At 67.6% G+C, this 23,266-nt stretch carries 24 protein-coding genes; 11 read left to right on the top strand and 13 right to left on the bottom strand.

Annotated elements, in window-relative coordinates:
- Positions 1 to 264: 264 nt before the first annotated feature.
- Complete coding sequence (locus AOZ49_RS29490) at positions 265 to 1,164, bottom strand: FxLYD domain-containing protein (RefSeq protein WP_054428334.1); 900 nt, start codon at positions 1,162 to 1,164, stop codon at positions 265 to 267.
- Entirely contained in the window at positions 1,154 to 2,038 is an 885-nt protein-coding gene (locus AOZ49_RS29485) for an FxLYD domain-containing protein (RefSeq protein WP_054428332.1), read from the bottom strand. Before AOZ49_RS29485 ends, AOZ49_RS29490 begins: the two co-directional genes overlap by 11 nt.
- A gap of 290 nt (positions 2,039 to 2,328) precedes the next feature.
- Between AOZ49_RS29485 and AOZ49_RS29480 the strand changes: the two genes are divergently transcribed.
- A complete protein-coding gene (locus AOZ49_RS29480; RefSeq protein WP_054479425.1) occupies positions 2,329 to 3,093 on the top strand; it encodes a TSUP family transporter in 765 nt (254 codons plus the stop codon).
- A 33-nt stretch (positions 3,094 to 3,126) separates the two neighbouring features.
- On the opposite strand, the gene AOZ49_RS29475 is transcribed toward AOZ49_RS29480, so the two are convergent.
- From AOZ49_RS29475 to AOZ49_RS29450, 7 genes are all read right to left on the bottom strand, one after another.
- Positions 3,127 to 3,567, bottom strand: a complete 441-nt coding sequence (locus AOZ49_RS29475) for a CBS domain-containing protein (RefSeq protein ID WP_035359324.1) — start codon at positions 3,565 to 3,567, stop codon at positions 3,127 to 3,129.
- Positions 3,551 to 4,024, bottom strand: coding sequence for a type II toxin-antitoxin system RelE/ParE family toxin (locus tag AOZ49_RS32160; RefSeq protein ID WP_082380636.1), 474 nt, complete (start codon positions 4,022 to 4,024; stop codon positions 3,551 to 3,553). Before AOZ49_RS32160 ends, AOZ49_RS29475 begins: the two co-directional genes overlap by 17 nt.
- A 393-nt stretch (positions 4,025 to 4,417) precedes the next feature.
- The gene (locus AOZ49_RS29470; RefSeq protein WP_054479423.1) at positions 4,418 to 5,431 is read right to left on the bottom strand and encodes a proline racemase family protein; all 1,014 of its coding nucleotides are present in this window, start codon (positions 5,429 to 5,431) and stop codon (positions 4,418 to 4,420) included.
- Between the two features lie 39 nt (positions 5,432 to 5,470).
- Complete coding sequence (locus AOZ49_RS29465; protein WP_054479421.1) at positions 5,471 to 6,262, bottom strand: ABC transporter permease; 792 nt, start codon at positions 6,260 to 6,262, stop codon at positions 5,471 to 5,473.
- Positions 6,259 to 7,107 carry an ABC transporter permease gene (locus tag AOZ49_RS29460; RefSeq protein WP_082380635.1) on the bottom strand — a complete coding sequence of 283 codons (849 nt, stop codon included), beginning with the start codon at positions 7,105 to 7,107 and terminating at the stop codon, positions 6,259 to 6,261. Before AOZ49_RS29460 ends, AOZ49_RS29465 begins: the two co-directional genes overlap by 4 nt.
- Entirely contained in the window at positions 7,104 to 8,153 is a 1,050-nt protein-coding gene (locus AOZ49_RS29455; RefSeq protein WP_054479419.1) for an ABC transporter ATP-binding protein, read from the bottom strand. Before AOZ49_RS29455 ends, AOZ49_RS29460 begins: the two co-directional genes overlap by 4 nt.
- A gap of 16 nt (positions 8,154 to 8,169) precedes the next feature.
- The gene (locus tag AOZ49_RS29450; RefSeq protein ID WP_054428325.1) at positions 8,170 to 9,225 is read right to left on the bottom strand and encodes an ABC transporter substrate-binding protein; all 1,056 of its coding nucleotides are present in this window, start codon (positions 9,223 to 9,225) and stop codon (positions 8,170 to 8,172) included.
- A gap of 124 nt (positions 9,226 to 9,349) precedes the next feature.
- Here AOZ49_RS29450 and AOZ49_RS29445 point away from each other — a divergent pair, with 124 nt between their 5' ends.
- From AOZ49_RS29445 to AOZ49_RS29420, 6 genes are all read left to right on the top strand, one after another.
- Positions 9,350 to 10,432: a GlxA family transcriptional regulator gene (locus tag AOZ49_RS29445; protein WP_082380634.1), complete on the top strand. Its 1,083-nt coding sequence runs from the start codon at positions 9,350 to 9,352 to the stop codon at positions 10,430 to 10,432.
- Positions 10,433 to 10,455: 23 nt separating this feature from the next.
- Positions 10,456 to 11,166 (top strand): glutathione S-transferase, encoded by a 711-nt coding sequence (locus AOZ49_RS29440; protein ID WP_054479417.1) that lies wholly within the window; start codon positions 10,456 to 10,458, stop codon positions 11,164 to 11,166.
- A 476-nt stretch (positions 11,167 to 11,642) separates the two neighbouring features.
- Positions 11,643 to 13,112, top strand: coding sequence for a methyl-accepting chemotaxis protein (locus AOZ49_RS29435; protein ID WP_054428319.1), 1,470 nt, complete (start codon positions 11,643 to 11,645; stop codon positions 13,110 to 13,112).
- 116 nt (positions 13,113 to 13,228) lie between these two features.
- Positions 13,229 to 13,453: a DUF1653 domain-containing protein gene (locus tag AOZ49_RS29430; RefSeq protein ID WP_054428317.1), complete on the top strand. Its 225-nt coding sequence runs from the start codon at positions 13,229 to 13,231 to the stop codon at positions 13,451 to 13,453.
- A 4-nt stretch (positions 13,454 to 13,457) separates the two neighbouring features.
- On the top strand, positions 13,458 to 14,069 hold the full coding sequence (locus AOZ49_RS29425) for a 3'-5' exonuclease (protein WP_082380633.1): 612 nt from the start codon (positions 13,458 to 13,460) through the stop codon (positions 14,067 to 14,069).
- 28 nt (positions 14,070 to 14,097) lie between these two features.
- Positions 14,098 to 14,457 carry a nucleotide pyrophosphohydrolase gene (locus tag AOZ49_RS29420; RefSeq protein WP_054428315.1) on the top strand — a complete coding sequence of 120 codons (360 nt, stop codon included), beginning with the start codon at positions 14,098 to 14,100 and terminating at the stop codon, positions 14,455 to 14,457.
- A gap of 3 nt (positions 14,458 to 14,460) precedes the next feature.
- Here the strand turns inward: AOZ49_RS29420 and AOZ49_RS29415 are convergent, their stop codons facing one another.
- Positions 14,461 to 14,751: an antibiotic biosynthesis monooxygenase family protein gene (locus tag AOZ49_RS29415; protein ID WP_006390640.1), complete on the bottom strand. Its 291-nt coding sequence runs from the start codon at positions 14,749 to 14,751 to the stop codon at positions 14,461 to 14,463.
- Between AOZ49_RS29415 and AOZ49_RS29410 the strand changes: the two genes are divergently transcribed.
- The 3 genes from AOZ49_RS29410 (at position 14,729) to AOZ49_RS29400 (ending at position 16,904) form a co-directional block, all read left to right on the top strand.
- Positions 14,729 to 15,238 (top strand): hypothetical protein, encoded by a 510-nt coding sequence (locus AOZ49_RS29410; protein WP_231690479.1) that lies wholly within the window; start codon positions 14,729 to 14,731, stop codon positions 15,236 to 15,238. The genes AOZ49_RS29415 and AOZ49_RS29410 overlap by 23 nt on opposite strands.
- A gap of 428 nt (positions 15,239 to 15,666) precedes the next feature.
- The gene (locus tag AOZ49_RS29405) at positions 15,667 to 16,137 is read left to right on the top strand and encodes a hypothetical protein (protein WP_054428311.1); all 471 of its coding nucleotides are present in this window, start codon (positions 15,667 to 15,669) and stop codon (positions 16,135 to 16,137) included.
- A gap of 47 nt (positions 16,138 to 16,184) precedes the next feature.
- Positions 16,185 to 16,904, top strand: a complete 720-nt coding sequence (locus AOZ49_RS29400) for a hypothetical protein (RefSeq protein ID WP_054479414.1) — start codon at positions 16,185 to 16,187, stop codon at positions 16,902 to 16,904.
- Between the two features lie 32 nt (positions 16,905 to 16,936).
- On the opposite strand, the gene AOZ49_RS29395 is transcribed toward AOZ49_RS29400, so the two are convergent.
- Positions 16,937 to 19,363, bottom strand: a complete 2,427-nt coding sequence (locus tag AOZ49_RS29395) for a DUF3772 domain-containing protein (RefSeq protein ID WP_054479412.1) — start codon at positions 19,361 to 19,363, stop codon at positions 16,937 to 16,939.
- Between the two features lie 208 nt (positions 19,364 to 19,571).
- On the bottom strand, positions 19,572 to 20,495 hold the full coding sequence (locus tag AOZ49_RS29390) for a LysR family transcriptional regulator (protein ID WP_054479409.1): 924 nt from the start codon (positions 20,493 to 20,495) through the stop codon (positions 19,572 to 19,574).
- Positions 20,496 to 20,734: 239 nt separating this feature from the next.
- Between AOZ49_RS29390 and AOZ49_RS29385 the strand changes: the two genes are divergently transcribed.
- Entirely contained in the window at positions 20,735 to 22,252 is a 1,518-nt protein-coding gene (locus AOZ49_RS29385) for an acetyl-CoA hydrolase/transferase family protein (RefSeq protein ID WP_054479407.1), read from the top strand.
- Positions 22,253 to 22,302: 50 nt separating this feature from the next.
- Here the strand turns inward: AOZ49_RS29385 and AOZ49_RS29380 are convergent, their stop codons facing one another.
- A complete protein-coding gene (locus tag AOZ49_RS29380) occupies positions 22,303 to 23,250 on the bottom strand; it encodes a LysR substrate-binding domain-containing protein (protein ID WP_054479404.1) in 948 nt (315 codons plus the stop codon).
- Positions 23,251 to 23,266 lie beyond the last annotated feature (16 nt).

Raw genomic sequence — 23,266 nt, 5'->3', positions numbered from 1 at the left:
AGGGGGGGGCCGCTAGCAAATGTCTTATATCTTATATAAGACTTGAGTCGATAGGCGTTGTCTGCGGGCCACGCCGGGGCGCAGCCAGGCGCGGGACGGGGCGATCTTGGGAGCGTGAAAACGGGGACGATTTGGTGGCCGGCGCCCCGGCGCGAGGATGGGAGGGCCGCTGCGGCAGGCCCCGTGCCCGCGTTCGGGCAGCGGGAGCCCGTGTTGACGCCGGGAGCCGCGCGCGACTGTCGGGCGGGCCCCCGGGGCGGCGGATCAGTTGGCCTTGGCGTCGTACACCACGCCCACGCGGGCGAAGTTGGCGCCGTATTGCTTGACGTCCAGCTGGAACGGGGCGCTCTCGCCTGGCTTGAGCTTGGGCAGGCGCAGCTCCGAATAACGCGCGCCGGTCAGCTTGTCCTGCGCGTCGTAGAGGCTGATCCAGACCTTGACGTTGTCGACGTCGACGTGGTCGTCGTTGCGCACCCGGCCATGCACCATGACGTACTTGTAGCGGTAGCGGTAGGTGAAATTCAGCGTGCCGGTGCCGACGCCGGCCTCGGTGGTTTCGACGCTGATGTCCAGCGCCGGCCGGGTGCCGGGCAGGGCCGCGCGCTTGGCCGGCTTCCAGTCGGTCTTGACCTCGGAATAGCGCTCGAAGTTCTCGCCGTTCAGCAGCACCGGAATGCGCTCGCCGGGGTACAGCATGGCCGGCAGCGACCATTCCTGGCGCAGCCGCAGGGGGCGCGAGCCGTCGAACACCGAGATATCCATGCCCGGCGACAGCGCTACGTATTTGTCGCTGCGGTTGACCACTTCGGCCAGCAGCAGCGGACGCTCGATCTCATTGAGCAGGCGGCGTGGCGCCGACAAGGTCAGCGAAGCGGGGTCGAACAGGGCGAAATCCGGGTCCAGCAGTTCGGCCGTGGTCAGGCGCACCTGGTCGATGATGCGGGGATTGGCGGGGCTGACGCGCACGATGCGGCTGGCGGGACCCTCGGGCGCTGGCGCAGCCGTGGCAGGCGCCGCCGCGGCCTGGGCCGGCTTGGGCGCGTCCCAGGGCAACAGGCCGTTGTATTTGGCCAGGGCGTAGCCGCCAGCGGCGAGGATGATCAGCACCAGCCCGGCCCGGGCGGGCCGCGACAGGGGCCGCGCGGGGGAACGGTCAGCTTTCACTTTGCACCATGTAATCGTAGGACCCGACCTTGCCTTCGGCCAGCATCTCGCAGCGCACGTCGAACGAGGTCACCGCGCCGGGGGCGAGCGGGCTGGCCGAGCCGTAGCCGTTGCCGATGCCCAGCAGCTTGCCGTCCTCGTCGTACAGCATCACCGAGATCTGCGTGCTGCCGGCGGCCACCGCGCCCTTGTTGCGCAGCAGGCCGACCAGGCGGTAGACGCCATCGTTGCGCACCAGCTGCACCTTGTCGGCGGCGACGTCGCGGGCGCTGCTGTTCGCCAGCGACGGCGTGGCCGGCTTCAGGACATAGCGGCTGTAGGCGGTGTCGGGCAGGGAGATCGTCACCGGGGTGTATTCGCCGGGCAGCAGCGTGCGCGCCATCGGCGAGCCCGAGGTGGACGACAGCGTCAGTTCGCCCTGATAGAACGTGGCGGTGACGCGCGGCGCATCGATCTTCTTGCCGGTCTCGTTGCGCATCAGCATCACCAGCTGGTTGCGGCCGCGGCCACGCACTTCCTGCACGTCCGTCAGCTTGACCAGCGCGGCGTCGATGGGCGGCGGGGCGGCGCGCGAGGGGGCGCGGGTCGATGAGCCACTGTTGAACAGCGTGGCGGTGAGCGGCACCAGGATCGCGGCCAGCACCACCAGCGCGATCGCGATGATCGCGCCCGGCTGCAATTTGGCGGCGGGCGCCGGCTGCTGCATGCCGCGCAGGATCTTCTCCAGGCGCTGGGCGACGTTGTCCTCGACCAGGGTGACGGCGTGGCAATGGCTGCACTGGTATTCGTTGGTATCCAGCTTGGTGAACTGCGCGCTGCCGCAGGTCGAGCAGGTCAACGTCACCGTATTGATCGTGGTCTGTTTGGGTGTCATGCGAGAGGGCGGGCGCGCCGCGTCCGGGGCGGCGCCGGGATGGCGCGGCCGGGCCGGGCGTGGCTGGCTTACTGGGCCGCAAGGATAGCGGCGGCGCGTCGGCGGCGGGGTGCATGAGCGCATCTGATTATTACGAAATGTATGCGAAGGCCCGCGGACGCCGCCGGGCCCGGTGCTATGATCGCCGGCGTTCCAAGCCCCTTGAATACGCCGTTCCCCCAGTCGTTCCGCTCCTGGCCGCGATCCCGCGCGGCGGGGCCGAGCCGAGGCAGGTCAGACTCCGCCCCAGCATGAGCATCTTCCAACACGTGTTGTTCCTCGCCTGTGTGGCGCTGGCGACCTACGCCCAGACCATGACGGGGTTCGCCTTCGGCCTGGTGCTGCTGGGGTTGTCCGGCGTGTTCCAGCTGGCATCCGTGTCCGAAGTGGCCAACGTGGTCAGCGTGCTGTCCCTGGTCAACGCCGTGGTCACGCTGGCGCGGGCCAAGCCGCAGGTCAATTGGCGCCTGATGACGCCGGCGCTGGTCAGCAGCCTGGCCGGCGTGGCGTTGGGGGTGGTGGCGCTGGCCTGGATCAGCGGCGCCATGGCGGTGCTGCTGCAATTGCTGCTGGGCCTGACCATCCTGGCTTGCGCCGTGCTGCTGGTGGCGCGCACCCAGCCCCTGGAGCGCCTGTCATCGCGCGCCTCGTTCGTGCTGTTCGGCGGGGTCTCGGGCGTGCTGGGCGGCTTGTTCTCCAGCGCCGGCCCGCCCATGGTCTATCACCTGTATCGCCAGCCCCTGCCGCTGGCGTCCATCCGCAACAGCCTGCTGGTGCTGTTTTCACTGAACGCGGTCGTGCGCTTGGCGCTGGTGACGGGGCAGGGCACGTTCATGGCCACGTCGCTCTGGCTGAGCCTGCAGGCCCTGCCGGTCGTGATCGGGGTGACCTGGGTCGCGCGCCGCTACGCCACCGCCGGGTCGATGAAGACCGTCAAGCGGATGGTGTTCGTGCTGCTGCTGGCGGCCGGACTCGGCCTGGTCGTGCCGGCGTCGCGGCTCCTCGCGGCGGGGTAGCCGCGAGGCGGACGATCCGGGCCTTGCCGCGATTCAGCCGTGTTCGCCGGAGATGTACCGTTCGAGCTCGGTGATGATGAATTTCTGCTCGCTCATGACGTCCTTGACCAGGTCGCCGATGGACACCAGGCCGACCAGCTTCTTGTCCTGGATGACGGGCAGGTGGCGGAAGTGGCGCTCGGTCATCAGCGCCATGCAGTGCTCGCGGGTGTCTTCCGGCCGCACGTAGAAGACGGAGTCGGTCATGATTTCGCGGACCTTGGTGGTGCGCGAGGAGCGATCCTGCAGCACGATCTTGCGGGCGTAGTCGCGCTCGGTGAGCATGCCCAGCACCTCGTCGCCCTCCGCCACCACCACGGCGCCGATACTGCGTTCGGCCATGGTCTTGATGGCGTCGTACACGGACGAGTCCGGCGTGACGGTCACGACGGGCGGGTTGGCCTTTTCCCTGAGAATCTCAGCAACTTTCTTCACGATGTGCTCCCGAATCGCTGGCAAGGTTCAAGCGCCGGCTAGAGTCCGCGCCGGACGCCTGGCGCCGGCGCACGGTCTGGCCGTGACTCCATCCTAAGCCCGGCGGCGGGATTGCCGCAAGTTTCCGGTGGGTTCTCAGGCGGTATGGCCTGGCAGGTTCGTGGAGCAGGTGGCTATAGTCGCGGCCGCCATAGAACACGCCCATAATGGTCACGGACCCGTCATCGTTCAAGGAGTAGGCGATGGTGCATCGCTTCTGATGATGCAGGAAGCGGAGATTGGGGTTGGCGGCATGGCGCCGCGCTCCGCGTCTTGGAAAATGGGCCAGGTCCAGGCAGGCCTGGATCACGCCGTCGACATAGCCGTCCGCTGTTGCGGAAGTCCCCGCCGCGCTGAAATACCGTTGCATGTTGACGATGTCGCGGAGCGCGTCCGGCGTGAACACGACGCAGAACATGTCAGCGGCCTGAAGGTCGTCTGGCGCGTTCCGCGGCGAGCGCGGCCAGAACCTCGCCAGGGGTGAGCAGGCGGGATGGATCCGCCTTGCTGGCCCGGCTTATCGCTTCGAGCCGCTTGAGCCAGGCGTTTTCGTCCCGCTGATCGACGCTGGGTAGATAGGGAGGCGGCAGCTCCGGAGGAGGATCCGATTGGCAGTGTTCCCGTACGGGGGGGCCGTTGGGATGGCGTTGGACGGCGTGGCATGTAGAGAATTCCAAAGGCGTGGGCGACCTGGATAGCCTATGTGTGGCACGACGACGCGACAAGTCCTTTGGGCCATTCCTCTCGTCCTATCTTTCGCCAAGCGCGCGGCGGTGGTCGGCGGCCGGCCCGCGCCGGCCGCCCCGTATCCTCAGCGGATCAGGAACCCCGCGCCCACCGGATCATTCTTGTCGATGACCCAGCGCGCCGTGCCCAGGATGCTGGCCGTGCCCTTCACCGTCGGCCGCACCGCGCGGGTGCCGTTCAGGTCGACCTCGCCCAGCAGGCAGCCTTCGAAGGTGCCGCTGCCCAGCAGGCCTTCGGATTTGATGGGCTGGTTCAGGCCCATCTTGCCGCGCGCCTCGAACATGGCCATCATCGCGCTGGTGCCGGTGCCGCCGGGCGAGCGGTCGAGCTGGCCGGCGCTGAACACGTGCACGTTCTTGTAGAACGCGCCCTCGATCGTCGGCTGGTGCCAGAACGTGATGAAGTTGAGGTTGTTGATGTGCGATTCGGTCGGGTGCTGGATGCGGTGGCGCGCGTTGAGCTGGTCGCGCACGATCAGGCCCATGCGCGACAGTTCGGTGCCGTTGTCCGGCGAGATGCGCAGGTCGCAGTTCGACAGGTCGACGATGCCGAAGTAGTTGCCGCCCCACACGATGTCGGCCGACAGCTTGCCGTAGCCCGGCAGTTCCACCGGGATGTCCTGCGCGGCGACGTAGGCCGGCACGTTCTCGAAGCGCGTCCACAGCACGTTGTCGCCTTCCGAGGCCACTTCCGACACCACCAGGCCGGCGGTGGTCTCGAAGCGGATGCGGGTGATGCCGTCCTTGCCGCGCGGCACCAGGCCGTTGGCCACCATGGCCATGCTGACCGCGATGGTGCCGTGGCCGCACATGTGCGAATACTCGGTGCCGTCGATGTAGATCAGGCCGGCGTCGTACTCGGGGCTGGACGGCGGCGTCAGGAACACGCCGAACATGTCCTTGTGGCCGCGCGGCTCGCGCATCAGCGCCTTGCGCAGCCAGTCATAGTGCTGCTCCAGGAACGCGCGCTTTTCCAGGATGGTGGAACCGGCGGGGTACGGAATGCCGCTGTGGACGATACACAGGGGCTCGCCTTCCGTATGGGTATAGATGACATCGAACGCGTCTTGCTTGCGCATGACAGTGACTCCAGGCGGTAGATAGGGGGAAGAGGAAAGTTATTTGCCGCGTTCGGACAGCATGTCCAGCCCGACGGTCAAATCCAGGATCACGATGGCGACGACCGCAGCCACGATCGTGGCGCCCGATACGGCTGCGATGGTCGGATCAATCGTGTATTGCACGTAATTGAAAAGCTTCACGGGGATGGTGTTCAGGTCCGCCGTGGTGTTGAAAATCGACAGCTCCACATTGATCCATGACGAGATGAAGGCGAAGATCGAACCGGTCACGATGCCCGGACGGATCTGCGGCAGCACCACCAGGAAGAATGTGGTCCAGGGGTTGGCGCCCAGGTCGGCCGAGGCTTCCTCCAGCGCGCGCTGTTCCGGCGTCAGCAGCGTCAGAGTGGAGCGCAGCACGAACGGCGCGATGATCACGACGTGGCCGATCAGGAGCGACAGGAAGCTGCGGGTCAGGCCGAAGTACGCGCCGAACTGCAGCAGCGCCGCGCCCAGCACGATGTGCGGCAGCACCAGCGGCGACATCAGCACCGAGGTCAGCGCGGCCTTGCCCGGAAACTCGTAGCGCGCCAGCGCCATCGCCGCCGGCACCGTCAGCAGCACCGCGGCCACCGTGGCGGCCAGCGCCAGCACCGTGCTGGTGGTGAACGCGGCCACATAGCCGGCCTCGACCAGCAAGGTGCGGTACCACTCCAGCGTCCAGCCTTGCGGCGGGAACGCCAGGTACGGCGTGGCGGTGAACGACGCGCCCAGGATCACCACGAGCGGCAGCGCCAGATAGGCCAGCACGGCCAGCGCGGTCAGGCGGATCAGGTGGCGGGCGATCATCGCGCGGCTCCCGGCAAGGTGGCGGCGCGATTGGCCAGCGCCACCAGGATCAGGGTGAAGACCAGCAGCACCATGCTCAGCGCGCCGCCGTAGTGGAAATCGAACACCGTGCTGTATTGCTGGAAGATCAGCATCGACAGCACCGTGACGCGGCCGCCCGACAGCAGCGCCGGCGTCACGTAGGCGCTGACCGCCAGCGTGAAGACGATGATGGCACCCGACACCACGCCGGGCAGCGTCAGCGGCCAGGTCACGTGCAAGAAGGTCGCCGCCGGGCTCGCGCCCAGGTCGGCCGAGGCCTGTTCGCAGGCCGGGTCGACCCGCGCCAGCGCATTGCCGACCGCCAGCACCACGAACGGCAGCAGCACGTAGACCATGCCGATCAGGATGCCCAGCTCGGTGCCGATGAAGCGCATCGGCCGGTCCACCGCGCCGGTCGCCATCAGGCCCTGGTTGACCAGGCCGTTGCGGCCCAGCAGCACCATCCAGCCGAAGGCGCGCACGATGTTGCTGGTGAACAGCGGCACCACCAGCAGGATCACGCAGGCGCGGCGCCAGGCCTGCCAGCGCACCACGCGCACCAGGTACCAGGCCAGCGGATAGCCCAGCGCCAGGCAGGCGAGGGTGGTGAACAGGGCCAGCCGGAACGTCACCAGGATCACGTCCCAGTGGTACTGGTCGGCCAGCACCTTCATGTATTGCGCGGCCGTCGGCGTCAGGCCGTCGGGCCCGCCGGTGGCGCTGGCCAGCGCCACCACCGCCAGCGGCGCCAGGAAGAAGGCCGCGAAGAACAGCACCGGGGCCGCCAGCAGCAGGCCGGGGGAGAGCCAGGCGCGCCGCATCATGGCTGGCCGCCGATCAGGTGCAGGTGTTCGGGCGCGAACGCCAGCGCCACCTCGCCGCCGGCATGCAGGCCGCCGGGCGCGAGGCCGCCGTGACGCGCCACCAGGGTCTGGCCGCCGATGTCGACGTGGATCATGCTGTGGCTGCCCACGTTGATCACGTCGCTCACGGTGCCCGTCAGCATGGCATCGGCGCGCTGGCACAGCTTCAGGTCCTCGGGCCGCAGCACGGCCAGGCCGCGCGCCGTCGCCGGACGTTGGGCGAGCGGCACGCGCAGGCCCTGGGCATCCAGCATCAAGGCGCCGTCATCGGCCACCGTATAGGCGATGAAGTTGGCATCGCCGATGAACTCGGCGACGAAACGGGTGGCCGGCTGGCGGTAGATGTCGGTGCCGGCGCCGACCTGCTCGATGCGGCCGGCGTGCATGACCACGACGCGGTCCGCCATGGTCATCGCTTCTTCCTGGTCGTGGGTGACGAAGATGAAGGCGATGCCGAGACGGGCTTGCAGATGCTTGAGTTCGAGCTGCATGCGCTTGCGCAGCTTCAGGTCCAGCGCCGACAGCGGCTCGTCCAGCAACAGCAGCTTGGGCTGGTTGACGATGGCGCGCGCCAGCGCCACCCGCTGTTGCTGGCCGCCGGACATTTCGCGGGGATAGCGCGGACCGAAGTCGGCCAGGCCGACCATGTCCAGCGCATCCCTGGCGCGATCCGCCGCGTCGGATTTCGACGCGCCCTGGCGCCGCGGACCGTAGGCGACGTTCTCCAGCACCGTCATGTGCGGGAACAGCGCATAGTTCTGGAACACGGTGTTGAGCGGGCGGCGATGCGCCGGCAGGCGGCTGACGTCCTGGCCGTCGATCAGGATGCGGCCCGATTCCGGCTGCAGGAAACCGGCGATCGACTTGAGCAGCGTGGTCTTGCCGCAGCCGCTGGGGCCCAGCAGCGCCACGAACTCTCCCTGCTGGATCGCCAGGTCGATGCGATCCAGCGCCTGGTAGGCGCCGAAGCGCATCGACACGCCTTCGATGGTGAGCAAAGCGGACATGGGGAACGGACCTTGCTCAGCGCTTGCGGGCGACCTGCCGGTTCCACGCGTCGGTGACCTCGGCGCGGCGGGCGTTGATGATGTTCCAGTCGAACAGGCTCAGGTTCTTGACCGAGCCGTCGGCGCCCCAGGGCAGCTTGCGGGCGACGTCCTTGGAGACCTGCACGTCCTTGACCGCCGGGCCGAGGTAGAGCTTGGTCGCCAGGCAGGCGGCCGCGTCCGGCGTCAGCGCGGTGTCGATGAACTTCTGCGCCGCGGCCTTGTTGGGCGCGCCCTTGACCAGGTGCAGGCGGGCGTCGGTGGCCCACACGCCTTCCTTGGGCACGGTGAAGCCGATCGGCAGGCCCTTGTCGATCAGGTCCCAGGCGCCGACGTTGAAGTGCGCGCCGATCACCGCTTCGCCGCTCTGGAAGGCGTTGGTGGCCGCGCCCGAGCTGTCGAAGAACAGCGCGGTGTCCAGCGAGGCCAGCTTGGAATAGAGCGGCGCCAGGTTCGACGGGTCGATCGCCCAGACCCGCGCCAGGAAGAAGATGAACGGCACGCCCGACGAGTTGGCGGGCGAGGGCACCGCCACCGCGCCGGCATACTCGGGCTTCCACAGGTCCTTCCAGCTGGTCGGCGGCTGCGTCACTTCCTTGGTGCTGTAGGTGATGCCGAGCGAGTAATAGCCGGTGCTGACCGCGAAGGCGGCATTGCCGTCGCGGTACACGCCCTGCTCGATGACGTTCTTCAGGTTGGGAATGGCGCTGGCGTCCAGCGCGTCCAGCACGCCGGCCTGCTGCGCCAGCTCGCTGATGCCGCCGTCCATCCAGGCCACGTCGATGGTCGGCGCGCCCTTCTGCTGCTGCAGCTTGGCCAGGGTGGTGGTGGAGGTGCCGACTTCCGGCACCACGGTGACGCCGGTCGCTTTGGTGAAGGGCTCGGCCACGCAGGCGCGGAACGCGTCGCCCCAGTTGCCGCCGTACCAGGCGACGGTGATTTTCTGCTGTTGCGCCAGCGCCGCGTGCGAAGCCAGGAGCAGCCCCGCGCCGAGCGCCGCCGCGCCCAGCGCGCTGCGGGTGTTTGTTGCCATGTCGGATTCCCCTTGTAGATTTGTCGATCCGCGATTCATTGACTCAAGTACCACAGGCACATCTTGGGCGATGCTCGGGAAAACGAGCTTGAAGACGCGGGACATAAACTTGAATAATTGCGTCATGTCCGTCGCCGCGCCACCCCCGTCCTTGCCGCTCTCCTATGAAGACGGCGAAGCACACCTGCCTCAGGGAAAACCCGCCCTGACCATCGGCATCGTGCTGCTGGACCAGTTCACGCTCGCGGCGTTCGCCGGTTTCGTCGACGTGTTGCGGCTGGCCGGCGACCATGGCGGCCGCAGCCGCCAGATCCATACCGCGTGGCGGGTGATGAGCTGGGACGGCAAGCCGCGCTGCTCCAGCGCCGGGCTGACGATCGAGGTCGAAGCTGGCCTGCCCGAGGACCCGGCGCAGTTCGACTATGTCGCGATTTGCGGCGGCAACGACTATTCCAGCGGCCGCATGCCCGAGCCCCTGCGCGACTGGCTGCGGCGCGCCGCGGCGCTGCGGGTGCGCCTGCTCGGCATCTGCACCGGCACCTTTGCGCTGGCGCAGGCCGACGTGATCGGGCCGCGCACGGTGTGCGTGCATTGGAACGTGCTGGAAACCTTCCGCGAGCGCTTTCCCGCGACCCGCGCGGTGGTCGACCGCCTGTTCGTCGACGAGGGCGACCTGATTTCCTGCGCCGGCTCCACCGCCGCCATCGACCTGGGCCTGTACCTGGTGGCGCGGCATTGCGGCCGCGACAAGGCGCAGCAGGCCATGCGCCACATGATGCTGCAGGGCGCGCGGCCGGGCCGCGTGCCGCAGGCGCATTTCCGCACCGACCTGTCCGGCATCCAGGACCTGCGGGTGCGCCAGGCGGCGCATTTCATCGAGCAGCGCATCGACAATCCGCCGCCGCTGGATGCCATCGCGCGTTATGTCGGCGTGGGCCGGCGCCAGCTGGAGCGCGCCTTCCGCCTGGCCACCGGCATGTCGCCGATGGCGTTCCAGCGGCAATTGCGGCTGGAATATGGCAGCTGGTTGTTGCTTAATAATGCCTGCAGCATCACGCAAATCGCGCTGGATTGCGGGTTTGCCGACGGCGCGCATTTTTCACGCGATTTCCGCGCGCATTTCGGACTATCTCCGCGCCAGTATCAGCAAAGCCACGGGCAGCACGCCGCGCGGCACGAAGGCGAGATCAGCGTCTTTCCCGCGTAGCCTTGCCCCGGCAAGGAGAACGCATGACATACGACCTTTGGTATTGGGACGGCATTCCCGGCCGCGGAGAATTCGTGCGCCTGGCGCTTGAAGCCGGCGGTATTCCTTACCGTGAACGCGCGCGCGAGCCCGGCATTGGCGAAGATGCGTTGATCCAGGACATGCTGTCCGATCGCAAGCAGCCGCCTTTCGCGCCGCCGTATCTGGTGGCCGGGAAAATGACCCTGGCGCAAACCGCCAACATCCTGCTGTTCCTCGGCGAAAAGCACGGCCTGGCGCCCGCCACGGTGTCGGGACGCCTGTGGGTCAACCAATTGCAGCTGACCATTGCCGACATGGTGGCCGAGGCGCACGATACCCATCACCCGATTTCGGCCAGCGATTATTACGAGGACCAGAAGGAGGAAGCGGCGCGGCGCGCCCGCGGTTTCCGCGAGGAACGCATTCCCAAGTTCCTGGGGTATTTCGAGCGGGTGCTGGCCGGTCCCGACGCGTGGCTGGCGGGCGGCAAGCGCTGGAGTTATGCCGACCTGTCGTTGTTCCATCTGGTCGACGGCCTGCTGTTCGCCTTTCCCAGGCGCATGGGCACGCAGGCGATGAAGTTTCCCAAGGTCATGGCCTTGCATCGGCGCGTCGCGGAACTGCCGGCGTTGCAGCCGTATTTCGCCAGCGGCAGGCGCCTGCCATTCGGCGAGGGCATATTCCGCCATTATCGCGAGCTGGACGCTGAATAACGATTCCAGGCCGCGGTCACCGCATTCGGGGGATTCGGATCCGGTGCGTATTTATTGCCGTGTTAATTAAATGGGGCCGCCGCCGGCGCGGCCCCCATTATTCCTCTGACTTATATCTGAAAATACGGGGGCGGATTCGTATTAACCCGGATCAATAACGAAAAGTCAGACGGGCGTTAATCGTGAAACGCGGTGAAATATCCGTTGCCGAGTTTTTTTTAGTCAGTCATCAATGAATATATTGAGAACAGCTCATTTTTAGGATTAAATATTTTCGACTGGATACATTCTTCCGTTTTCTGTAATTCTTGACCTGCCGTCGCTACCCGGGCGATGGAACTGCAGGCAAGCGTGTGCATGCGGCGCGGCATGCGGCGCTTGATTCCTGGGACGCGCCAAGCAACTGCTTCAGACAAGCCAAGGTTTCTCTATCGATTTTCAGCACACTCGTCCCATTCCCTGCGGGAGACGTCAACATGCAATGGCTTACCCTCAAACGCCTGCTGCGCGGCGAGCGCGGCATGCAGAAAGCGGATCTATACGGGCAGATCGCGGCAATTCACAAAGCGCAGGCGGTGATCGAGTTTGATCTCGAAGGCCATGTCCTGATGGCCAACCAGAATTTCCTCGACACCATGGGTTATGAGCTGGACGAGGTCCTGGGGCAGCATCACCGCATGTTCGTGGTGCCCGAGGACCGGGAATCCGCCGAATACCTCGCCTTCTGGGACAAGCTGGGCCAGGGCGCGCACGACGCGGGCCGCTACCGCCGCATTCGCAGGGATGGCAGCGACGTCTGGCTGCAGGCCAGCTATAACCCCATCTTCGATAAACACGGCCGGCCCTTCAAGGTGGTCAAGTACGCCACCGACATTACCGAGCAACAGCAGCGCCAGGCGGATACCGAGGGCCAGCTCGAGGCCATTTCCAAAGTGCAGGCCATTATCGAGTTCGAACTGGACGGCACCATCATCCGCGCCAACGATCTGTTCCTGAACGCCGTCGGTTATCACGAGGACGAAGTGCGCGGGCGTCACCACAGCATGTTCGTGCTGCCCGAAGAGGCGCGCAGCGGCGCCTATGCCGAATTCTGGCGCAAACTGCGCAGCGGCCAGCATGACACCGGTCAATACCTGCGCATCGGCAAGAATGGTCGCCATGTCTGGATCGAGGCCAGCTACAACCCGATTTTCGATGCCGAGGGCCGGCCGTTCAAAGTGGTGAAATTCGCCACCGACATCACCAAGCGGTTTACCGCCGCCCAGACGCTGCGGGTGGCGGTGCAGGGCCTGACCGAAAACGCGGAGCGCGCCAGCCAGGCCAATTCCCTGGCGCAGGACGCCTGCCGGGTGGCCGAAGAGGGCGGCAAGACCGTCGCGGGCGTGGTCCGCACCATGGGCGCCATCACCGACAGTTCCAAGCGCATCTCGGAAATCATCGGCGTCATGGACGGCATCGCGTTCCAGACCAATATCCTGGCGCTCAATGCCGCGGTCGAGGCGGCGCGCGCCGGCGTGCATGGCAAGGGCTTCGCGGTGGTGGCGGCGGAGGTGCGCAGCCTGGCGCAGAACAGCGCCGCCGCGGCCAAGGAAATCAAAGGGCTGATCACCACGTCGGTCGAGCAGATCGGCAGCGGCGCCCGCCAGGTGCAATCGGCTGGCACCACCATGGAAGACATCGTCGCGTCGTCGCGGCGGGTCACCGAGATCATGGGCGAAGTAGTCGAGGTCTCGCTGGCGCAATCGGCCAAGCTGGGCGAAGTGACCGAGGACATCACCCAGATGACGGCCGAGGCGGCGTCCGCGCTGCAGGCCGCGCATGAACTGCACGGCGGCAGCCCGACGCTCAGGACGGCGGTCAAGCCGGTGGCGCCGTCGGTGCGGGCCCGGCAGGCCGCCAATACGCCGCTGCCGCCCAAGCCCGTGCTGGAGTATGTGCGTTACTGATGCGAGGGCGGCGGCGCGCCCGCCGCCCGAGTGCGCTATAAATACGGTCTTGTACGAACCCGTCGGCCCAGGCAGGAAGTTTCCGGCCCGGGCCGTGTTTTTTGCGGCAATTCCCCATGACCGAATCCGAAGCCCTGGCTCTCGCCACCCATCGCCATTACAAGGGCGGCCTGTATCGCTATATCGATACCGCCCGCCATTCCGAGACCGAGGAATCCATGGTGGTCTACGAACACCTGTGGCCGCACGCGCGTGGCCTGTGGGTGCGCCCGGCCGACCTGTTCTTCGGCCAGTTGGCCGACGGCTCGCCGCGGTTCGCGCCGCTGTCCGCGGCGCGCTGAGGCCATGGCCTTCTACTATCGCCGTGCGCGGCCGGCCGGCGCCGCGCCGCGCGCCGCCTCCGGGCAGCCGTCCGCGGCCGTTGCCGCCGCCTTGAACGCCTTGCGCGGCCCGTTCGTGGTGGCCGACCTGGAAACCACCGGGCTGTCGACCGCGTCGTGCGAAATCCTGGAATTCGCCGCGGTGCGCGTCGGCGCGGGCGGCGCGGCCGAACAGGAATACGCGCAGGTGGTGCGCACCCGCGCCTCGGTGCCGCCGTTCATCACCCGCCTCACCGGCATCACCCAGTCCGAGGTCGACCGCCAGGGCGTGCCCGTGGCGCAGGCCTTCGCGGCGTTCCTGGACTTCGTCGGCGACCTGCCGGTGTTTTTCCACAATGCCTCGTTCGACCGCCGCTTCCTGGACGCCGCCGCGCTCCAGACCGGCCTGCCGTTCGCCAACGCCACGCATTGCACGCTGGTGCTGGCGCGGCGCGCCTGGCCCGAGCTGCCCTCGCACAAGCTGGACGTGCTGGCGCGGCACGTGGGCGCATCCGAGCCCACCCACCGGGCGCTGGCCGACGTGCGCACCACGGTGGCCGTCGCATTGGCGGCCAGTTCGAGGTTGGCCGTGGCCTGAGGCCGCGCCACGTTTCAACGGAACCATCATGTCCGACCTGGAACATATCCGGCAGGCCCTGCGGGCCTTCACCGCCGAACGCGAGTGGCAGCGCTTCCATTCGCCCAAGAACCTGGCGATGGCGTTGTCGGGGGAAGCGGGCGAGTTGCTGGCGCTGTTCCAGTGGCTGACCGAACAGGAGTCGCGCCAGCCGTCCGCGGCGCTGCTGGCGGACGCGGCCGACGAGATCGCCGATGTGCAGATGTACCTGGTGGCCCTGGCGGATCAGCTGGGCGTGGACATCGCGGCCGCGGTCCAGGCCAAGATGGCCCGGAACGCGGTGAAGTATCCCGCGGATCGTTTTCGCGGCAGCGCGCGCAAGTATGACGATCCGCCGGACGCGGCCTGAACCTCAGACCACCTTTTGCTCGTGGTGCACCTGGGGCGGCTCGACGAAGAAGCCCGCCACGAGTTTGCGCCACTCCTGAAAATCGGAAGATTCCCGGAAATCCACCATATGGTTTTCGACGGTTTCCCAATCCACCACCAGCGTGTAGCGCTGCGGCTGCTCGATGCTGCGGTACAGCTCCATGCCGTGGCAGCCGCGGGCCCGCAGGAACAGCGGCTTGGCCTGCGCCACGCCGGCCTCGAACAGGGCTTCCTGTCCTTCGCGGACATGGATGCTGGCAATCTCCTGGATCATGATGGTGTCTCCGGATAAAGAGGCCGGGCAGGGGCCGGCCGGGCGGAGTAGTATGGCCCAAAATTCCGTCCCGATGAACCGATCCGTCCTTTCGCTGCCGCGCCTCGTCGCCGCCCGCCTGCTCTGGTATGCCGGGGTCGCCGCGCTCGCCATCATGGCGCTGGCCTCGCCGACCCAGTTCAGCGTGGTCGCCGTGTTGTCGGCCATTGCGATCTACATCCCGTTGTCCATGCTGGGCCTGCCGCTCATCGCCTGGCTGGTGCTGCGCCAGGCCCGCGCGGCCGCGCCGGCGGTCTTGCTGCCGGCCTGGCCCTGCTGGCTGGCCGGCGCGGCAGGCATCGCGCTACTGGCCTGCTATCACCTGTGGGCCGAGATGGAACTGGCCGAACTCGGCGTGCTGCTGCTGCTCGTCGCGGTGGATCTGGCGCTGGCGCGGTGGGAATCGGCGCGCCTGCTCGACCGTGTCGTCGCGCCTGGTCCGCGTTGAACCCGGGCCGGTCGCGCCGGCCGTCACACTCTCCTGACAGTCAGCCTAAAGGTTGCCTCCTTGCCGCCCGCCGCCGTGCGCGCTAGGTAAATCGCGCGAGAGCGCGCGGCGGCGCCCCATCCTATGAGCTGAGATGCGGCGCAGCAATTTCGCCCGGCGCGCGCCGCGACTCCTCCATATGCATGGCCCGCGTCGCGGTGTTCGCAGATTCCACGCCATCTTTTACGTCTTCGCGCTCCGTCTCTGGAGGGCGGTCGCCCGTTTAACCGATATCGACGTCCTTAGTCCGGAGCAATCATTCCGTACCAATACGAAAGTCCCAAACGCCACGTTGCCGTATGGGCGTACTGCGTCGGGGTGGTAAAGGTCCGCGCCGGTCGGCCACCGGCACCTGTTCATCCGCATCGGGCGGATCAGGAGGAGCTCAAATGAAAAAGCTCGCAGCAGTCGCAGCGTTGTCCCTCGTCGCGGTTTCGGCCGCCTATGCGAGCGGACCGGGCCAGCCCAGCATTTCCGCGTCTGGCCATGTTGGCACCATCACCGGGACGGTGTCCTCGGTCTCCACGGGTACTTCCGTGGTTTCGACCCAGATCAACGGCTATGGCTCGTCGAGCCAGACGTCGTTCGGTGAAACGGGAGGCGTCGCCACCGCGGGCGGATCCTTCAGCCCGGATGGCACCACCGCGGTCACCAGCACGCGGCAATACGCGACCAGCGAAACCTACGGCCAGATCCATGGCAACGCGCCGATCATGGTGGGCGACAGCATCGCCAACGGCGGCGCAACGTTCGGCAGCACCACCACCAATGCCACGGCGACCGGCACGTTCAACGCCGGTGCGATCGGCGCGACCGCGTCGATCCATGGCATCGGCCCCGTGGGCGGTTTCGGTCACTGAGCAGCACGCAATCCGGACGGCTTCGGCCGTCCGGTCGAGAGGACATCATGAAAACCCTTGCGCTTGCCTTATCTCTGTCGCTGTCGCTGGTGGCCTTTTCCGCGGGCGCCCAGACCAGTTCTTCCGCCGCGACCACCTCGGCCTCGTCGGGCTCCACCAATGCCGGCAACAACCAGGGCATCACGCTCAATTCCAACAACAGTGGATCGAGCACCCTGCGGACCGCGCCGCCGATCGGCGCACAGAGCTTCTATGGATCGTTCTCTTCCGACAGCTGCATGGTGTCGGCGGGCGGCGGCGGCTCGGTGGTCGGCTTCGGCATGAACGTGGCGTTCCCGGTCGAGGACCAGAAGTGCAGTCTGCGGCGCAACTTCGAGCGCACCATGCAGGCGGCCGCGTCGACCAAGGATCCGGACCGGTCGCGCCGGCTGGAGACGGCCGCCGTGGACATCCTGTGCCAGACCGACGATCGGACCAAGGCCGCGCTCACCGCGCAGGGCCTGTGCACCAATCCCTCGCTGACCACGGCGGATCACCGCTTCGAGAATCCCTCGCAGAACGTCGCGCAGACCGCGCCCGTCGCGCCGACGCAAGCGCAGTACGCGCCCGCCCAGCCGCAGTCGCCCAGCGCCCAGTACGTGGCGCCGGCGCCGGTCGCGCAGGCCTACCCGGTGATGTCGGGGCAGAACGCCATGGTCAATGCGCCGACGCTGCGCAATCCGCGCATGGACCGGCAGGGCCTGGCCGACTTCTATTCGCCGGGTTGATGATCGTGTGCGGCGATCGCGGTTCCAGGCGTTCAGGGCGTTGCGGCGGGCGTGGCCGCGGCGCCCGGCCCCTCGGCCGCGCCGGGCTGCTGCAAGGCCGCGGTCTGGGGCGCGGATGCCAGCAGCATCGTGGGCGGCGACGATACCTCCAGCCCGGCGTCATGCAGCCGCTGCAGCAGCGTGAACAGCAGCGCGCTGCGCACGCCGTAGGACGAGCGTGGCGACGAGACATAGCCCTTGGCGTTGAACACCAGGTTGCCGCCCTCGATGCCATCCAGGAACACATTCGGCGCCGGCGTCTCCAGCACATCCTCATGGTCGGCGAAGGCTTGCAGGATCAGCTCGCGCACCCGTTGCGCATCGGTTGATAGCGGCAGCGGCAACTTGATCTGCACCAGCCCCAGCGGGTTGGACCGCGTGACATTGCGCACCGTCTTGGTCACGAACTCCGAATTCGGCACGATCACCGTGGAACGGTCGCCCATCTGGATTTCCGTGGCGCGCACGTTGATGCGCAGGATGTCGCCCTCCACGCCGCCCAGCGAGACCCAGTCGCCCACCTTGACCGGCCGCTCGGCCAGCAGGATCAGGCCCGACACAAAGTTCTGCACCACCGCCTGCAGGCCGAAACCGATACCTACGGACAGCGCGCTGGCGATCCACGCCACCCGTTCGAGCCCGATGCCGGCGGCCGACAGCGACAGCGCCACCGCCAGCACGAAGCCGGCATAGCCGAACAGCGTCGCGGCCGACAGCTGCATGCCCGGATCCAGTTCCGTCGTCGGCAGGTAACGGTTCGACAGCCAGCGCTTGAGCATCTTCACGCCCAGCAGCGACAGGCCCAGCACCAGCAGGGCTTGCAGCACCGCGCCCGGACGGATCTGCGCTTCGCCGATGGCCAGGCCCTTGCGCAGCTGGTCGAAGCGCTGCAGCAGGTCCATCGGCCCTTCGCCGAACGGCGCCAGCAGCAGGATCAGGGCCAGCAGGCCCACCGCCACGCGGCCCACGCCGGACAGCAGCACGGCGGCCTGGTCGCGCAGGCTGGGGCCTTCGCTGTCTTCGCGGTGCGACGTGCCCAGCAGGGTGCTGAAGCCGTCCTCGATCAGCACGGCCAGCAGGTAGGCCGACGCCAGGATGATCACGACCCACAGCACCTGCTTGGTCAGGAAACTGCCGAAGGCGACGTAGCCAGCCAGCAGGCTGGCCAGGCTGATCGCCAGCACCGTGCCGGTCGCGGTCAGCAGCAGCGAGGTCCAGAAGGGCGGCGGCGGGCCGTCTTCCCGCAACGCGCGGCGCCGCAGCCGGCGGCCGATCGACAGCGCCACCGCCATCGTCATCATCACGAACACGGCCACGATGCCGGTCAGGGTGATGGTGGTGGTGAGACTGGCGTTGAGCAGCACAGGCAGCCGTTCGGCCAGCCAGATCATCACGACGATCACGCCCAGCACGCCGGGCAGCCAGCGCAGGCGGTGCGCCACCTTGTCGGAGATCGGCGGCAGCCGCCATGACGGCCGGTTGGCGGACAGCAGCGCATAGCCCAGGCCCGACACATAGCCGCCAAAACAGACCGTGGCGACCAGATTGGCCAGCAGGGCGCTGGTGCTTTCCGACAGCTGTGAATTCCAGTCCAGGCCGATGTGGATCAGCAGCGCGATGACCCCGGGCGTGGCGACGGCCAGCGTCAACAGCGCCACCGCCAGGAACGAGCGGCGCAGGCGTCCGGGCGGCACGCGCGTGGCCGTGAGCCGCAACAGCACCCGGCCGATCCAGACGCGCAGCGCGATCGCCAGCGCCGCCGCGGCGGCCAGCAGCAGCCAGCCCCATTTCGGCGTCTGGCCGACGGCGGTGGCCAGATCGTTGCGCAGCGCCACCAGGCGCTCCAGGTCGCCGGGGAATTCCTCGCGGAATTCGGCCCAGAATTGGCCAGACAGGAACGAGTCGCGCCGTTCGCCCAGGCGCGCCTGGAATTGCGTGCGGCGCAGGCCCGAGATCTGTTCCGCGGTCTGCGCGGCATCGACCGACAGCAGCCGCGCCAGCTTGATCTGCGCGTCCAGCGCGCGGCTGTTCTTTTCCAGCTGCATGCGCTGCGCCGCCACGTCGGGCGCCTCCTTGACGCCCTCCGGCGGCGCGCCGAGCTCGCTCAGGCGCGCGGTCACGCTGGTCAGCTGCGGCGTGAGCGCATCGGCGGTGGCATCCGCCTTGGACTGGATGTCGAGGACATCGCCGCGCTGCTTGAGCAGGTCGGCGTCGTCGGTCTCGTCCGGGACGCGCTTGCGGATGTCGTCGAGCTGCTTGCGGGCGCCGGCCAGCATGGCGTCCGTTTCGGCGGGCGACGCGGGCGCGGCGGCGAACGCGGGCGCCAGGCACAGCGCCAGCAGCAGGCCGGCGATCAGCGCGGCAAAAGAACGGCGGCGCGGCAGGGCGCGCAAGAGCGGATGTTGCGGGTTCGGGATCATGATTCTTGGGGCGATGGGATCGCGTCGAGGCGGCAGCATAACAAGCCGCGGCCCGGTCCGCTGCAACAAAAACTCAGCTATGTCCCCCGTTAGATTCCGGCCTTCGCCGGCGCCGATCCGTGGGCGTGGGAAACCAAAAAACGGGGGCGGATTTGAGCCGGAATCCCGGTGGCCGTCGCCAGGCGGGCGGGGCCTCGCGGCTGCGGCTTCAGGACTGCGCCGCGCGCTTATCGGCCCGGGCCCGCCGGGGCCCGCCCAGCACCGCGTCGCAGATCTCCAGCCAGGCGCGGGCGGCGTACGACAGGTAACCGGATTGCTGCCAGATGTGGCCGACCTCCCATTGCAGGCCGGACTTGGCCAGCTTGGCGGTGCTGAGCCCGCGCGTCTTCATCCGCAGCATCAGCGGTTCGGGCAGCAGCGCCACGCCCAGGCCGGCCGACGCCATCGCCACCAGGAAGTCCCAGTGCGCGCTCTGCGCCGCGATGCCGGGTTGCAGCCCGGCATCGGCAAACGCCTGGCGCAGCCGCCGCGTCATGGCGAAATCGTCCGTGGGAATCAGCAGGCGGGTATCGCGCAGCGCGCTCAAGGGCAGCGAGGTCTTGCCGGCCCAGGCCGCGTCGGGCGGCCCGATCACCCAGATCGGATAGCTGCCGAAGGCCTGCGCCGCCAGGCCGCTGTCGGGCGCGATCGGCAGGATGGTGGCGCCCACTTCCAGTTCGCCGCCCGCCACCAGGTCCTCGACCGCGCGGCCGGTGCCTTCCCGCAGGGTCAGGTGGATGCCGGGGTGCAGTTCGCGAAAGCGCTTGACCACCGGCGTGAACAGCAGGTTGATCATGGGCGGGATGCCGACCTCCAGCGAACCGCGCTGCAACTCCGCCGTCTGGCGCATTTCCTCGCTCAGCTGGCGCATGGTTTCCAGCACCTGCAGGCCGCGCTGGTACATCACGCGGCCAGTGTCGGTGGGGCGCGCCGTGTGGCCGTCGCGCACCAGCAGCGGCGTGCCGGCTTCCTCTTCCAGCTGGCGGATCATCTTGCTGACGGTGGACTGCGTCACGAACAGCGCCTTGGCCGCCTGCGTGAAGCTGGCGTGCCGGACCGTCTCGACGAAGTACCGCAAGGCGCGCACGTCCAAGGCTCATCTCCTCTGCAAGGCGCGGAACATTCAAATAATGAAAAAAACGACTGGATCGGATGATTTTAAGTCATTACGAGATTTGGCTGGCGCTTCCTATACTGCGGAAAATTCGTCCCGAAGCCGGCCTGCCAGGCGCTTCGGGCATCAGGAAACGCCGCGCTAGACGGCGCCTGGATGCGAGCGGCAGCGCCGCCGCGTCCGGCCGCGAGCCGCCGGCTTTTGAATCTGGAGACACCATGCATACCGACCGTATCCGCCATCCCGGGCTACGCGCCAAGATCACGTCCGCCGAACAGGCGGCCCTGCTGGTGCAGGACGGCATGACCGTCGGCATGAGCGGCTTCACCCGCGCCGGCGACTGTAAGTCGGTGCCGGCCGCGCTGGCCGAGCGGGCCGGGCGCGAACCGCTCGCCATCACCCTCATCACGGGCGCCTCGCTGGGCCACGATACCGACAAGATGCTGGCGCAGGCCAACGCGCTGGCGCGCCGCATGCCGTTCCAGGTCGACACCACCCTGCGGCGCAAGATCAACCAGGGCGAGATCGCCTTCATCGACCAGCACCTGTCCGAGACGGCCGAGCAACTGCGCGCCGGCCACATCGGCCCGGTCGACGTGGCCATCATCGAAGCCGCCGCCATCACCGAGACCGGTGCGATCGTGCCGACGATGTCGGTGGGCAACTCGGCCTCGTTCGCGCAACAGGCGCGCTGCGTCATCATCGAGCTGAACCTGGGCGTGCCGGCCGCGATCGAGGGCCTGCACGACATCTATGTGCCGGCCGATCGCCCGAACCGCGAGCCCATGGGCCTGGTGACGGCCGACCAGCGCATCGGCCAGCCGTTCATCGAGGTGGATCCCGAAAAGATCGCCGCCATCGTCATCACGCACGAGCCCGACAGCCCCTCCAACGCCTTGCCCCCGGATGTCGAAACCAACGCCATCGCCGCGCACATCAACGCGTTCCTGCGCCGCGAAGTGGACGCCGGCCGCCTGACCAATTCACTGCTGCCGCTGCAGGCCGGCATCGGCACCATCGCCAACGCCGTGCTGCACGGTTTTGAATCGTCGGATTTCGACGGGCTGACGATGTACTCCGAAGTGCTGCAGGACAGCGCCATCAAGCTGCTCGACCAGGGCAAGCTGGCCTTCGCCTCGGCCTCGTCCATCACGGTGTCCAAGCCGGTGTACGAGAAGATCCTCGCCAATATCGACCACTACCGCGAACGCATCGTGCTGCGCCCGCAGGAGATCAGCAACGCGCCGGAGATCGTGCGCCGCCTGGGCATCATCGCCATCAATACCGCGCTGGAGTTCGACATCTACGGCAACGTCAACTCGACCCACGTTGGCGGCACGCACATGATGAACGGCATCGGCGGTTCCGGCGACTTCGCCCGCAATGCGCACCTGGCGATCTTCGTGTCGAAATCCATGGCCAAGAACGGCGATATCTCCAGCGTCGTGCCGATGGTGTCCCACGTGGACCACACCGAGCATGACGTCGACGTGCTGGTCACCGAATGCGGCCTGGCCGACCTGCGCGGCCTGGCGCCGCGCGAACGCGCCCGCGCCGTCATCCAGCACTGCGTGCACCCGTCGTATCGCGAAGCCCTGCAGGATTATTTCGACCGGGCCTGCGAGCGCGGCGGTCAGACCCCCCATCTGCTGGAAGAGGCGTTCGCGTGGCACCAGCGCTTCAACGAGACCGACAGCATGCGGGCAGTGCCGCCCGCGACCCGCAAGGTCGCCTGATCCGGTTCCCGCCGACTACCCGCCACGGGACGTTCAAGCCCTCTGGCGGGTCATTCCTTCTTGTCGCGCGTCGTCTTGGCTGCGTCATGGTCAGCGGCGGTCACCAGACTCTTGCTGGAGCGTTCCAGCTCGTCGCGCAGCCATTGCTTCAGCGCCACCAGAGGTTCCCAGTCGCGCAGGCTGGGCCGGTAGACCAGGTGATAGGTCTGGGCCTGCTCATAATGCACGGTCACCGGTGACACCTGCACCAGCCGCCCGGCGCAGATCGCGTCCGCGGCCAGCAATTCGCGTCCCAGAGTGATGCCCAGGCCCTGTTCAGTGGCCTGCAGCATCATGCCGGCATCGTTGAACGTGGCGACCGGCGTCACCGGCACGCTCAGTCCGGCCGCGTTGAACCAGTGCTGCCACATGTCGCGATCGCCCAGCAGGGGTTGGCGCGCCAGCGTCTCGGGCGTGTTGTCGGGCAAGGCCGCCGCCGTTTCGGGCGAGGCCAACGCGATCAGCGGCAACGGCATATCGAACGGCGGTTCGGACTCGACGCCCGGCCATGGGCCGCGGCCGAATCGCAGCGCGGCGTGAAAACCATCGCGCAGCAGATCCACTACCTGCTGCGATGTCTCGATCTGCAGCGACAGGTCCGGGTGGCGCTTGTGCCAGCGCGTCATGCGCGGCAACAGCCAGCGCTGCGCGAACGAGGGCAGCACCGACACGCGCAACTGCTGCGCGCTGCCGGTCGCGGCGGCCGAGGCCGCCATCAGGCCTTCGTCCAGCAACACCATCGCGCTCTGCACGCGGCACAGCAGCGCCGCGCCGGCCGGGTTCAGCACGATGCCGCGCCCGCTGCGCTCGAACAAGGGGAAGCCTAGTTGTTCTTCCAGCCCCTTGATCTGCTGGCTGACCGCGCTGTGGGTCAGATGCAGGCGTTCGGCCGCCGCGCGCAGGTTCTGCAGTTCGGCGACGGCGCGGAAGGCGGGCAGGGTATTCAGGGGCAGGCGCATGGGAAAAGGGGGGGGG

Source organism: Achromobacter sp. 2789STDY5608615 (assembly GCF_001298995.1).
In the GTDB taxonomy this organism is placed as follows: Bacteria; Pseudomonadota; Gammaproteobacteria; order Burkholderiales; family Burkholderiaceae_B; genus Achromobacter; species Achromobacter insuavis.
Note: the sequence above shows the minus strand (reverse complement) of the source record. Positions and strands in the feature narration are given on the sequence as shown.